The sequence below is a fragment of the Caballeronia arvi genome (assembly GCF_001544695.2).
Taxonomy (GTDB): domain Bacteria; phylum Pseudomonadota; class Gammaproteobacteria; order Burkholderiales; family Burkholderiaceae; genus Caballeronia; species Caballeronia arvi.
In genome coordinates this window covers 1-13,100 of sequence record NZ_FCOM02000106.1, presented here as the reverse complement: position 1 = coordinate 13,100, position 13,100 = coordinate 1, and the positions used below count along the sequence as shown (strand labels likewise).

The following is a 13,100-nucleotide window of genomic DNA, read 5'->3' as shown; positions in this document are numbered from 1 at the left end:
AGTTCCTCGTTCGATGACTTGAGTTCCTCGAGCGCAGTCTCGTACTCTTCGATCATCGACTGCAGGCGTTCACGGGTGTCGCGCAACTCCTTTTCGACCTGCACGGCCGTCCCCTCGTGCGTGGCCTGGGCGCGCACGAGCGCTTCTTCGCGTGAGAGCACGGGGCCCTGATCGTTGAAGACCACGAGGTACATTCGCTCGCCGTTGGTCTGGTCGGTCAGCGGCTCGACGGTGAGGGTGACCTCCTGTACGCGGCCGTCCTCGCTCTCGATCACCACCCCTTCGCGGGTAACCGGGCGAGCCGACTCGACGGCCTCGCGAAACACGGAGCGCAGATCAAGGCCCAGTCCTTTGCGCGCCATGGTGAAAAGCTGGCGGGACGGCGCACCGGCTGCGTTCTCCAGGTACTTGCCCGTGCGTGCGGAGTAATACAGGACATCGCCATCGCGCGAAGCGAGCACATGAGGTGGCGTGAACCGCTCCAGCATGTGGTTGTCGACCACGAGGCGCAGCGACGCACCGCTCAGCGCGGGCCGGCCCGGTGCAAGCCCGGCGATGTGACCGATTTTTAGGGAAGACACCGACAGCGGCACGCGAAGCTGCGGCGACACATCAGCGCGGCGGCGAAAGATCCGGTGCTTCTTTTCGATCGGTACAAAAAGCTCGTCGAACTGGCTGACGCCTTCCGACGTACCGAGAAACAGGTATCCATCCGGGCGAAGCGCGTAGTGGAAGGTCGGGATGACCTGGTTTTGAATCTCTGTGCCGAAGTAGATCAGCAGATTGCGGCAGGAGACGAGGTCGATCCGCGAGAAAGGCGGGTCACGAATGACGCTGTGCGGCGAAAAGATGCAGAGATCGCGGACTTCTTTTGCGAGCACATAACTGCTGCCATCAGGAACAAAGAATCGCTGGCGCCGCTCCTCCGACACGCCGTCCAGCAACGGCAGCGGATAACGTGCTGAGCGCGCAACGCCAAGCGCCGCGTCGTCGATATCGGTCGCAAAGATCTGCACGCGCGGGGCGTGGTCAAACCGATCCATGTGTTCGCGCATGAGCATGGCGATGGAATACACTTCTTCGCCGGTCGCACAACCGGGCACCCAAACGCGGATGGTGTCGCCAACACCGCGCGCGTCGAACAGTTTCGGCAAGACAACGTCCGAGAGCGCTTCAAATGCCTCGGCATCGCGAAAGAAGCTGGTGACATTGATGAGCAGGTCGCGAAATAGCGCCGTGACCTCCTCCGCGTTTTTGGACAGTCGTGCGACATAGGCTTCCGGCGTCTCAATTTCCAGGACTTGCATGCGCCGCTGCACCCGGCGCAGGAAGGTCTTTACCTTATAGCCGCTGAAATCATGGCCGACCTGGTGACGCAGGATTGTGTAGATTGCATTGCGGGCTTCGTCAAAAGCGGCGCTCTCGATTTGCGCATCGGCAGCGCCGACCAGCTTGTCGAGCATGAATCTACCCGTTGCAAAGCGAGCCAGCTTGGCCCCCATCTGCTCTGCCGGTACCGCGAAGTCGACCAAGCCGCTGGAAATTGCGCTCTCGGGCATGTTTGAATGATGAGGACCGAACCCGTCGGCCACCTGGGCGAGTGTGAGCCCGCCGCGCTCCTTGATGGCCTTGATGCCCAGTGTTCCGTCCGAGTCGCCGCCGGACAGCACCACGCCGGCGGACAATTCGCCCACGTCGGCCGCCAGTGTGCTGAAAAAGAGATCAATGGGTCTGCGCTCTCGTCGGTGCGAATCATGTGCATGGACGTGCAGCCTACGATCTTCCACGGTTACGACTGCGTCGGTCGGTAAAAGATAAACAGTGTCGATTTCGATAATCGTGTTATCGGTAATGACGTGCACCGGCATGGGAGTGAAGCGCGACACGATCTCCGGCAGCATGCTGTCACGGTCGGGGCTCAGGTGGGTGATGATTACGCACGCCAACCCGGGCTTCTCAGGCATGCCCCGAAAGAAGCCCTCCAGTGCCTCAACCCCGCCAGCGGAGGCGCCTAGGCCCACAATCGGAAAATCCGCGGCTGATGTCATGTCTTCTTCTCCAACCTAGCGCTCGCCTTACCCTGCGCCGGTGTCGGTCGCTTCGATTGAGCAGTAGCCTTGCTCCTCGACGAAGCACGAAGCGCCGTCTGCTCCTCCAAAAGCCGCAGCCCTGCACGGACAACTTCGCTTGCCGAACTGTACCGACCGGTAGCAACTTCCGACCTGATGAATGAGGAGAGATGTTCCGTTACGCTGATGCTGAATGCGTACTTGCTTGACATGGGCGCCTCACCGATGGATGGGTAACACCCTATCGTATCCCCATTTGCAGCAACCCGTATCGTCCGCTCTCCAACGAGGATCCTCCCTCGGCTAACGGTCGTCGCGTTGAAAGCGGAGCTGGTCCGGGTCGTGAGCGCACGTTCGTGGTTCGAGGAAACTGCCGTCTGGCGGCTCGATGCTCGATGGTCGGGAATTCACCGCAGCTGACGTACAACGCGGTCTCGCCTAATGCCAGTAATGAGTCGGCTGCCGCCCGTCGTGCCAAGCAGTTAGCGGTCGGGAACTGCGGCGCATGCATCTACGCAGTCGCCGAGACATTGGCGTCGGCTCGTCCTCGGCCACCCTTATAATCCGGCATGACTCAATTCATCTCCCACGCAGCAAGCTTACGGCCGCCCAGTACACGTCTATTGCCTTCGGGCGACGTTGTCGTGAGGCCGGCGTGCAACCGTCAATGGGGACAGCCGGCGACGCCTATGACAACGCGATGTGTGAGTCGTTCTTCGGCACGCTCGAGGCAGAGTTGCTATCGCGCGAACATCTCGCAACTCATGAACAGGCGCGTCAGCGAGTTTTCTCATTCCTGGAAGGCTGGTACAACGTACGCCGCCTGCACAGCAGCATCGGGTATTGCTCGCCGCTCGAATTCGAAAACCTGCACGCGCCACATCAACCGTCATCGCAGCGTGGGTTGCCCACCGCCGGACAGCGTCATGGTCGAGAGAAAGCGACCCGCCGCCCGGCCGTGGACAACCCGCGAGTCAACCCTTAAAGGAGGCTAGACCAAACCAAATGGCTGACTACGAATCTGTCCGTCAGACCGGGTCAACCTCACTGAGTCATCCAGATAGATCATGTGGCCGGTTGGATAGTAGGTGATCTGAACGTTTCTGCGCTGCGACTTATCGAGGCCGAGATGCGACAACGCAAATTCGGTTGCAAAGAACGGTGTCGCCAGATCGAAATAGCCGTTTAGCGACAACACCCGCATCGCCGAATTCTGCCGCGTGGTCGCTGCGAGATCGCCGGCCGCGTATGGCAACTGAAGCACCTCCCCCCAGTTTCCCGGTGCTTCCAGTCCCACTGTTTCAACGCATTATTATTGAAGACAAGATAACGATCCTCGATCTTGTACATCAGGTCCTGCGTGAGATGCCGCTGGAGTGGGCGGCGAACGCGCCGGAAATCCCGCTCGCCGACGGATCATATTCCGGCCGCTCGCCTGAATCGTCATAATGAACGCCTGCGAAACGGGCATCGAAGCGGCCCACACAGCGCGATTCGCTTCTTAGCAACTGCTTACGGAAGCGCGTCGGCCACACACGGAGATGCGTCTCCTTCACATATTGCGGATCGAGTCCGGTGTAGGCCGCGATCCGCGCGGCCATCGCGTCGCGCGTGGAGTCTGGGAGCGCGTCGCCGAGCGCGAGCGCCTGCGCATAGGGACCGCGTGCGAAAGCGCGCACCTCGGCCAGGAAGGCGGCCAAATCGGGCCGCTTTGGCGCAATCCTGTCGTGATACCACGCGCCGCGGAGTCGAGCACGGACGACATCAGGATGACGCCGTTCAGGGCAATGTTGTCCTGATTGAGCCGGTACGCAAGCATCGCAGCTCGCGCGGTGCCGTACGACCCGCCGAACAGGTACTTCGGAGAATTCCAGCGCCCTGTAACAGTCAGATTGCGCTCGATGAAACGGTCGAATGCGTCCAGATCCTTGTCGACGCCCAGAAGTCCTTGTCGGTGGCGCGGCCTACAGGCCGGGACAAGCCCGTTTCCACGGCATCGATGAAGACGAGATCGGAACGGTCGAGCAGAGTGTCGGGATTGTCCGCCAGGACGTAAGGGGTGGGTGGCGTGGCCGCCGGGCTTGCTGTTCTTACGCGCTTCGGCCCGATCGAGCCCATGAGCAGGAACATGCTGCCCGTTCCTGGGCCGCCGTTGAACAGGAACGTGACAGGACGTTTTGCGCTGTCTCGCGCGTTAGCCTTATCCGCGACGTAAAAGACGCTTGCGGTTGCGCGTCCGGCCTTGTCGCGCAGAAGCAGATTTCCGGCCGTCGCGTTGTAGTCGATGGTCTTGCCATCGACGCGGATCGTGACCAATGCGGCTGCCGTCCACGAGCTAGGCCTTGCACCTCACTATGAAAAGCATCGTGCCCCGACGCAATTGCCGGAAGGAACTTCCGATCGCCGACACTGCGGCCAGCAGGACGAGCGAGCAACCAGTCGAATGAAGCCTGACCAATCGGCGGCCGCTTTTTGTGCGGCGCTCTTTGGTCCTGGAGAAAAAAACGCGCCCATCCAGAGATTTGATCCACCCCTCGGTTTTGAGATGTCCGACGCAGCCTCAAATGGTCATTTGAATGGCTGCTACCGGGAATTCCTAAAGTCTCTTCCGGATCGATTTCGCACTTTCAGGGGAAGGACGTCGGGGTCTTTCGTGATCTTGTCCCCCACGCCGTCTAGCGTGACGCGGGCCGCGCCGGGCCTTAGCGTTCCCGGGTCGGTTAGGGGGTCCACTGTCTGCAACGACGACTTTTCGTCCGCGAGACGCGGTTCCTGCTCTCGAGCCCGATGTTGCAGAATCAACTGCGCAGTGCTCGACGCCCGAGACGAACCATACTATGAACACGGGCCGGCTACGCGAACGGATGGATTAAAATGCATGTAAGACGCAGCCTCATTAGGCGCCCGTCTATGAGTGAGGGGTGTGCTTTGAACAACGATATGTTCTCTAAAGCGGCAGTGTGGTTCGTGATCGCATTGGTGTTGATTACGGTGTTCAAGCAGTTCGATAAGCCCCGCGTCCAGGAAGGTGTGTCTTATTCGCAGTTCATGGACGACGCGAAGAACGGCAAAGTCAAGAACGTCACCGTTCAGGGCCGCAATCTCACGGTCACTCCGACAGCCGGCCAGACGTACCAGATCGTGTCGCCCGGCGACATCTGGATGGTCGGCGATCTGATGAAATACGGCGTTCAAGTCAGCGGCAAGGCTGACGATGAACCGAGCGCGCTCGTCTCCGCGCTGTACTACCTCGGTCCGACCATTCTGATCATCGGCTTCTGGATCTACATGATGAGGCAGATGCAGGGGGGCGGCAAAGGCGGGGCGTTTTCGTTCGGGAAGTCGCGAGCGCGGCTGATCGACGAGAACAACAACGCAATCAATTTCACCGACGTCGCGGGCTGCGACGAAGCCAAGGAAGAAGTCGCGGAGCTCGTCGACTTCCTGCGCGACCCGCAGAAATTTCAGAAGCTGGGCGGCCGCATTCCGCGCGGCGTGCTGCTGGTCGGCCCTCCGGGTACCGGTAAGACGCTGCTGGCGCGCGCCATCGCCGGTGAGTCGAAGGTGCCGTTCTTCAGCATCTCAGGTTCGGACTTCGTGGAAATGTTCGTCGGCGTGGGCGCGGCCCGCGTGCGCGACATGTTCGAGCAGGCGAAGAAGCGTGCGCCGTGTATCGTGTTCATCGACGAACTCGACGCGGTCGGCCGTCATCGTGGCGCTGGCCTGGGCGGCGGCAACGATGAGCGCGAGCAGACGCTGAACCAGATGCTCGTCGAGATGGACGGCTTCGAGGCGAATTCGGGCGTGATCGTGATCGCAGCGACCAACCGTTCCGACGTTCTCGATAAAGCGCTGCTGCGTCCGGGCCGTTTCGACCGCCAGGTGTATGTCGGTCTGCCGGATATCCGGGGCCGTGAGCACATCATGAAGGTGCATCTGCGCAAGGTGCCGATCGCGAACGACGTGGACGCATCGGTCATCGCGCGCGGCACGCCGGGCTTCTCCGGCGCGGATCTCGCGAACCTCGTCAACGAAGCCGCGCTGTTCGCGGCGCGTCGCGGCAAGCGTATCGTAGAAATGCAGGACTTCGAGGACGCGAAGGACAAGATCTTCATGGGGCCGGAGCGCAAGTCCGCTGTGATGCGCGAGGAAGAACGCCGCAATACGGCATACCACGAGTCGGGCCACGCGGTGGTCGCGAAGCTGCTCCCGCATGCCGATCCGGTGCACAAGGTCACGATCATGCCGCGCGGCTGGGCGCTGGGCGTGACGTGGCAGTTGCCGGAGCATGACCGCGTGAACCTCTATCGCGACAAGATGCTCGAGGAAATCGCGATCCTGTTCGGCGGCCGGGCAGCGGAGGAAGTGTTCCTGAACTCGATGTCGACCGGCGCTTCGAACGACTTCGAGCGCGCGACCAAGATGGCGCGCGACATGGTGACGCGTTACGGCATGTCGGATGTGCTCGGCACGATGGTCTATGTCGATACGGAGCCGGACGGCATGTTCGGCAAGCTGGGCGGGAAGACGGTGTCGGAAGCGACGCAGCAGAAGGTCGACGCGGAAATCCGCCGCATCCTGGACGAGCAATACGCGCTTGCGCGGAAGCTACTCGAGGACAATCGCGACAAGGTCGAAGCGATGACCAAGGCGCTGCTCGAATGGGAAACCATCGATGCGGACCAGATCAGCGACATCATGTCGGATCGTCCGCCGCGTCCGCCGAAGAACGTGCCGCCTCCGTCCGGCGACACGCCGCCGGGTGGCAGCAGCGGCACCGAGGTGAAGCCGGGCAACGCGCCAGCACGGCCTGATGTGCACCGCGCCTAGCTTAAAGTGCTCGCAGGCGGCACCTCCGGTCTCTTTCATCGAAATGAGATATATGCTTCCGAGCCTCATCGGTCGTTCGCGATCTTTGATCTGGGGCAACAGATCCGTTTGCGACTCCTTGCATCGCAACTGACGGATTCCATAGGCCTCCGTGCCGCGCAGGACACCACACTCAGTCTAAAGCGCACTGCACTTGACTGGCCGTGAGTATGACAACCGCCGCCCGCGGCATCCGGCTTGTCGTGATGGACATGTGGAAATCGTTTCGCAACGTCGCACTGGAACGCGTGCCGCATGAGGCTACCCGAAAAAAGATGTTTGACGAGATCAAGACACACTTGTGCGATGGCGAGAAGGTGCCGCACAGGCGCTTGATCCAGTACGTCAGGAATACTACGCGTTTATGCTTACCCACGCGGCGATCCGTCGAATGATGTACGAGGCGGCCGAGGCGCGGTCCAGGACAGCAACCCAAAGACGTTTCGTTTGTTCATGCCGTCTGCGTGCTGAACCGACGCCTGTCTGAGGCGGCGGCTATTCCCCCTGATCAGTGGCAAAGTTGGAGGCTCAAGCTGCTGCGGGAGATCGCCGGGGCGCGCGGTGCAAAGCCGCGGCAAGTGCCAATCCCCGCGGCGTGAAACGAAAGATGTCGAATTTTCCCGATCCGGCGACGATCGGAACCGCTGAATCAGCCGATCGCGCCCAAAGTGGTTGTAAGTGAATAGTATTGGGCCTAACCGTGAGCTTTTGCGCCGGGTCGTTAGCGCGCCCGCTCTACAGCCAGTCATTGTGCGCGACCGCTTTACTGACTGTTCTCCATCGCAAGCCCGAGGCCAGTGGCGCCGTTCATGGACCTCGCTGCGCCGTGCGCCGCTACGGTAGCCCCGACATTTGTTCCGCTGCAAATCAATCACCTGCCCACAGGACGTCTGTGACGCGTAGGGACGACGTCGCTTCAGGGTCGTTCTCCGGAACCCAAGCGGATCGGGGACGCAGTATGCGGGGCTGTTGGAAACTATCAACCTAGGAGATGTCATGCCTCTCAAACGAGGAACATCAAAGGAAACGGTGTCGCACAACATTAAGACCGAGAAAAAGCATGGAAAGTCTCAAAAACAATCCGCGGCGATAGCGTTGGACCAGGCCCGGAAATCCGGAGCAAAAATCCCGAAAAAAAAGCCAGAGGTAAGCGCTTTGCCGTCGCCGGCAATCATTAGGTGGACGCCTGCACGCTATCAACCGGGCTTCGGTTTGACGCGGCCAAGGATAGCGGTGAGCCGGCTGCTGGATGCGATTCAGTTAACGCGACCGTTGGATTTTGAGGCGCCGATTTTTGTCTGCGCGAAAGGCAGATCGCGAGGCAGGGTGCTAGCTGAACCCAGCCACGGGCGCTTGAAATTGATCGCCGATAGCCGGCACCTCTGCCTCAGGGACGCACCAAAGCGGTTGAGCGATTATAGGCCTTCGCCAGAAACGCGCCGTTCGCGTGCCCGCAGGCCGCCTTGACGCGATGCGACGTCGGTGGCATCCGGCCGAAACGGGCGAACGGCACGGGCAACACACGTTGTCTGCTGCCCGAATTCAACTAGAACTGATGTTCAAGAAGGGGGCATTATGCTGCAAACCAGTGAAATTCAGAAGCGCTTCAATCATCTTCAGCAAAACGATCAGCGACACGTCACGGACCTGTCATGCCGACAAGTCGATTCCAACAGACCTGATGGACTCGAGGGATAAGCTTGATAAGGAATGCCAATCGGCAAAGAAAGTCATGTCGTCCAACAACGAGGACCGGATCCGGCGGTGCGTCGATGATCTCGAGCGGATGGGTGATCGCGCAGATCGCGCTTGCCAACAGGCAGCGCGTCTGGACGCCAGGATCTAGGATGCTCGTCACTTCGATGCATTCGGAACTTTCTGACCTGAAGCGTCAACTCCACTGACCTGAATGATCGAGAGCCCCGATTAGTCCCACCGGGATTTGGTCTTGATCCTCTGGGCTACCATGGCGGCGAGCTGCTTCAGTTCAATGTTATGGCTGCGTCCCGGATAACCAGTGTCCCTCGCATGTCCGCAGGCCAGTTGCAACGGCTTTACGCTCACTCAGCTGGCCGAGAGGAGCTGGTCCATCCGGGTCCCCCGATGCGCGACGAACTCATTTCATCCGCCCGCTCACACTTTCCTGCCAACGGGGCGGCAAGAAAATCTGAAGGCGTTCATGAATGTCAGCACGACTGCCGTGGTGCCCTTGCGGCCGTCTGCGGTCGAGATAGAGGTGCCCGCCGTGACGCTCAGACAGATACCCGACGGGGGCCCGATTCCCGAACCCGAATCTGCCGCGTCCGTCCTCGTCAAAAACGTGACGCGCCTTTGCTCCGGTCAATTGACAGTAAAGTCAGCTCAATGCCCGAATTCGACATGAACGCGCCCGCTACCGATCAGTGCGGACGTTTCCGAAATGCACGTCGATCTGTGCGTGAAGTGATGCGCCGGGCGGGCGCAGCCGACATCGCGGAGCGCAGCAATGTATTGCGGAATGGTTCCGTCGACACGGGCATGTCGCAGCGCCTGCCACTTGGCGGTAATCCGACGGCCCGCGATTCCTTCAGCCAGCATGAGCCGGGGATGGGTCAGCAGGACGACACGACGCTACGCAGCGGACGGGTCGTGGGCACGGCGCCGGCATTGGAGATAACGGAAGAGCCAGCCATTCCGCGCGCCACCTTGCAGGCTTCGGCATTGACGCCGGAACCCACCGGCGATGCTGCCGCAGGAACCGGAACGCAGCGCACTGCCTTCCCGTCGGGCAGGCCGGACATGGTCGGCGGGATGCAGCAGGTCACAACACGCGCGGAGGGGCGCAGCTCGGCTCCGTCGGTGGTACGGAAGCCGCAGTTATCGGCTGAACCCGACGTGGGGCTCGCGCGCACATCAGCAAGTGTGGACGGGGATCTCAGCTCCCGAGCAGCGTCCCGACCCGATGCCAGCAGCAGCGCCGAAAAGGCGCAGCAGACTTCGGAGACCGGTCTCGTGGGCGATCCTCTCATAGGCACCCCGCTTGAGGACGATCCCTACGATGATGCATTTCGCAGCGACTATGACGCTCGTTACGCAAATACTGGCGCGCCATACGATGAATCTCGGCGGGCCTACACACACGGAGCCGCGCTCGGGCAGGACGAGCGATATCGCGGGCAGGAGGTGGGAACGGATTGAACCGAGCGCTCGCGAGGATTGGGAGTCACGTTATCCGGAAAGCAGGTGAGAACGATTCAAGGCTGCCGTGCGGCAAGGCTGGGAACGCGTGACGGGCCACTGACGCTGTCTGCCGTCATGCTGCAGTGATCGCTGATCGCGCGGTGGCTGACAGCGTGCAATCCAGGCACGGCGAGCGGAGGCCCGTCAGGGCGGAGTTTCGGGGTCTCGGCCTTTAGGCGGGGCGGTCGTGTCGGCGTCCAGTTTGTCGCGGCATTCCTTTTCACTTTTGCGCTGGAATCAACATTCCGATACACGTGGATCACGCAGCCATCCGAGGACGCTTCTTCGTTCGCGGCTGGGCTGCAGTCGATTGCAGGGAGTCGCGATCAGGTATACAAGGCACGATCCGCGAAGAAGCTTTTATTGGAGCGCGCGATAGCTAACCGTGTTCGAGGCTGATCGAGTTCACTCTAAGTCTGATTGGCGAGCGGCATAGGCGCGCCGTCGAGCCCACAACAAAGACACTTCGCGCATTACCGGCAGTCCATCGGGGAAAGAGATGATCCGCTTCCTAGAAGCATCTGTCGCCGCCGTCTGTACCTGGTGCTGCGACCGGTGTGTCGTGTGGCACCAGTGGCTTGCCCATTTTCTTTTGGGCGTCGCGGTGCCCGTCGCGATACTCGCGAGCATTGCGTGCCCTGCGTTTGCGACGACTCCGGCAGGCACGCCGCCGCCAAGCGTTGAGCAATCCGCGCCGGCACCGAAAGCGGCGCGGGCACCCGAAATCGCGGCAAGCGCCACACCCAAAGCACAACCAGCGCCTGCGGTGAGCGCCGCCGGAGGGCCGGATTTTCCCGCCATCGCCGAGCGATACGGGCCGGCCGTCGTGAATGTCAGGGCGGCCACGCCCGACGTTCAGCCGCAAACGGCCACCCCCGACACCCTCGATGCCGACGATCCGCTCCTCGCCTTCTTCAAGAGTGTTGCGCCGCAATTCAAGGAACCGGCCAATCCTCCGGGCGTCATCTTCGCCAGGGGCTCCGGGTTCATCGTGACTGCCGACGGTCTCATCCTCACCACCGCGCATATCGTGAACCAGGCCGACGAAGTCAGGGTGACCCTGACCGACCGGCGCGAGTTCAAGGCGAAGGTCCTGTCCATCGATGCCGCAAGCGACGTCGCGCTGCTGCGCATCGACGCGACCGGGCTTCCCGCCGTCAGGCTCGGCGACTCCACCAAGGTGCGGCCCGGCGAACAGGTGCTGACGCTCGGCTCGCCCGCGCGCTATCAGACGACGGTCACGGCGGGCATCGTCAGCGCGACGCCGCGCGATGCATCGGACGGCAAGCGCCCTGCCTTCTTTGAGACCGAGGTGGCAAGCAATCCGGACAATTCCGGCGGCCCGGTCTTGAATCGCGCCGGCGAGGTCATCGGCATCGACGTGGAAGTGTATGGCGGCTCGGAGCACGTCCCGAACCTGACCTTCGCCATTCCGATTGACGCGGCCAGAGCGCGCATCCAGCCCGAAGGACCGCGCGAGGTAGCGAAAGGCAAGCTCGGCATCCAGGTGCAGGACGTGGACCAGGGACTCGCGGGCGCCTTCGGCTTGCCGCGGGCGGCGGGCGCGCTCGTGATTTCGGTCGCGCCCGCTTCGCCGGCGCTCGACGCGGGCCTGAAGCCGGGCGACGTCGTCGAGCAGGTCGGCGACAAGCCGATCGACCATGCCGCGGACTTCGTCGCGCAGGATGCGGCGCTCGCGCCCGGCGCAACGGTTGCGCTGCGGATCGTGCGCGACGCCAGGCCGATGACCGTGACGATCAACCCGCACGAGACCGTGAAGGCCGTGAAAGCCGCGAAGGCCACGCAAGCGCCGAAGACCGAAGCGAGCGCAGCGGACCGGCTCGGTCTCACCGTGCATCCGCTGACCGATGCCGAGCGCCGCACGAACGATCTGCCGCAAGGCCTGATGGTCGAGGCCGCGTCCGGGGCGGCGGCGAAGGCGGGCATACGGGCCGGCGACATCGTCCTCGGCGTGAACGATGCGCTCGTCGAATCACAACAGGAACTCGCCGCGTTGACGTCCAAGTCCGGCAAGAAGGCCGCCTTGCTAATTCAGCGTGGCGGTACGCGCAACTTTGTGTCCGTCGATTTGAAATGAGAGTCAAGCCATGATTCCGCGACGGCTGGCCGCCAGTCACGAACTGTATCGTCCGTCGCACGCCTGTTTCTGCTGGCAGCGACGACAGTTTAGTTGTAGTTGTTGGCAACGCGGTCCGGCATGGTGGCCCCGCGGCGGCCTGGACGACGGTCGTTTGCCGCAAAATCGCTTTCTAGTCGAGCTCGAGTTTCCCAATGAAGTATGGAATTTGCGAGAAGAACTCGATGTGCCTCGTCTGCCGCCGGCATGGTCGGCAATTCCCGCCGGCCAGGCAAGCGTTAAGATCGGTTGTGAAGGGTTGGACTCGATGCGTTCGCTAATATTGCTTGTACCGTCGGTAATCGTCCCTGAGGAACGAGTTGCCTCACTAACCCGAAGCATTCGCTATCGCAGAAGATTACGCCACGAGCAGTCCGCCTGTTTGAGTACAACCGTCTTTTCCGTAGCTAGCCGGCCCGCGTTAGTCGCCACATTTCGAGGGCCAGCATGAAAGAGGCAACAGCAGCGGCGTTTCTGATTTCAAGTGCGTATCTGCCTCAGGCCTTCGCGCAGCAGGCTCCGTCCGATGTAGACCTTCGAGCGGCGTACTGCCTACCGATCGTCAATCAACAGGTGGCTGTCTACCAGAATGCACTCTCCAGCCCCGGACACCCATTGCCTGCGCAGCTAGAACAGATGATCAAGAACATGGCTGCAGACGCACAGGGGAGGGCCGACCACCTGAAGCGCTATCTGCAGCGGAGGATCGCAGACCTCGACGCAACCGCATTGCTAGTCGACCGCGTCATTGATTTGGCACCGGACGGATCCGACGCGAAGGATCGTCATATTTCCACTTGATCGGC

General features: G+C 61.4%; 10 protein-coding genes and 2 pseudogenes. 7 read left to right on the top strand and 5 right to left on the bottom strand.

Annotated elements, in window-relative coordinates; translation table 11 throughout:
* Positions 1-2,048 (bottom strand): CheR family methyltransferase (locus tag AWB74_RS41840; RefSeq protein WP_327363207.1); only part of this gene is annotated, 2,048 nt, incomplete at its 3' end.
* On the bottom strand, positions 2,045-2,281 hold the full coding sequence (locus tag AWB74_RS48895) for a type II toxin-antitoxin system ParD family antitoxin (RefSeq protein WP_087039525.1): 237 nt from the start codon (positions 2,279-2,281) through the stop codon (positions 2,045-2,047). The genes AWB74_RS48895 and AWB74_RS41840, both read right to left, overlap by 4 nt.
* 293 nt (positions 2,282-2,574) lie before the next feature.
* On the opposite strand from AWB74_RS48895, the gene AWB74_RS48890 reads away from it, so the two are divergent.
* Entirely contained in the window at positions 2,575-3,054 is a 480-nt protein-coding gene (locus AWB74_RS48890; protein WP_087039524.1) for an integrase core domain-containing protein, read from the top strand.
* A gap of 6 nt (positions 3,055-3,060) precedes the next feature.
* Here AWB74_RS48890 and AWB74_RS48885 read toward each other — a convergent pair whose 3' ends face one another.
* The 3 genes from AWB74_RS48885 to AWB74_RS48875 form a co-directional block, all read right to left on the bottom strand.
* On the bottom strand, positions 3,061-3,366 hold the full coding sequence (locus tag AWB74_RS48885) for a hypothetical protein (RefSeq protein ID WP_061152400.1): 306 nt from the start codon (positions 3,364-3,366) through the stop codon (positions 3,061-3,063).
* Between the two features lie 52 nt (positions 3,367-3,418).
* Positions 3,419-3,769 carry a hypothetical protein gene (locus AWB74_RS48880; protein ID WP_061152399.1) on the bottom strand — a complete coding sequence of 117 codons (351 nt, stop codon included), beginning with the start codon at positions 3,767-3,769 and terminating at the stop codon, positions 3,419-3,421.
* A 187-nt stretch (positions 3,770-3,956) separates the two neighbouring features.
* A complete protein-coding gene (locus tag AWB74_RS48875; protein WP_061152398.1) occupies positions 3,957-4,385 on the bottom strand; it encodes a S10 family serine carboxypeptidase-like protein in 429 nt (142 codons plus the stop codon).
* Between the two features lie 612 nt (positions 4,386-4,997).
* On the opposite strand from AWB74_RS48875, the gene ftsH reads away from it, so the two are divergent.
* The 6 genes and pseudogenes from ftsH to AWB74_RS41790 all read left to right on the top strand — a co-directional run bounded on the left by ftsH (position 4,998) and on the right by AWB74_RS41790 (position 13,095).
* On the top strand, positions 4,998-6,899 hold the full coding sequence (gene ftsH / locus AWB74_RS41820; protein WP_061152397.1) for an ATP-dependent zinc metalloprotease FtsH: 1,902 nt from the start codon (positions 4,998-5,000) through the stop codon (positions 6,897-6,899).
* Positions 6,900-7,934: 1,035 nt separating this feature from the next.
* Positions 7,935-8,075: pseudogene (locus tag AWB74_RS49100) on the top strand (DUF6496 domain-containing protein); the annotation flags it as partial.
* A 438-nt stretch (positions 8,076-8,513) separates the two neighbouring features.
* Positions 8,514-8,842 (top strand): annotated as a pseudogene (locus AWB74_RS47945) (hypothetical protein).
* Positions 8,843-9,302: 460 nt separating this feature from the next.
* A complete protein-coding gene (locus AWB74_RS41800) occupies positions 9,303-10,115 on the top strand; it encodes a hypothetical protein (protein ID WP_143749474.1) in 813 nt (270 codons plus the stop codon).
* A 604-nt stretch (positions 10,116-10,719) separates the two neighbouring features.
* A complete protein-coding gene (locus tag AWB74_RS41795; RefSeq protein WP_407642545.1) occupies positions 10,720-12,255 on the top strand; it encodes a trypsin-like peptidase domain-containing protein in 1,536 nt (511 codons plus the stop codon).
* Positions 12,256-12,741: 486 nt separating this feature from the next.
* Positions 12,742-13,095, top strand: coding sequence for a hypothetical protein (locus AWB74_RS41790; protein WP_061152394.1), 354 nt, complete (start codon positions 12,742-12,744; stop codon positions 13,093-13,095).
* Positions 13,096-13,100 lie beyond the last annotated feature (5 nt).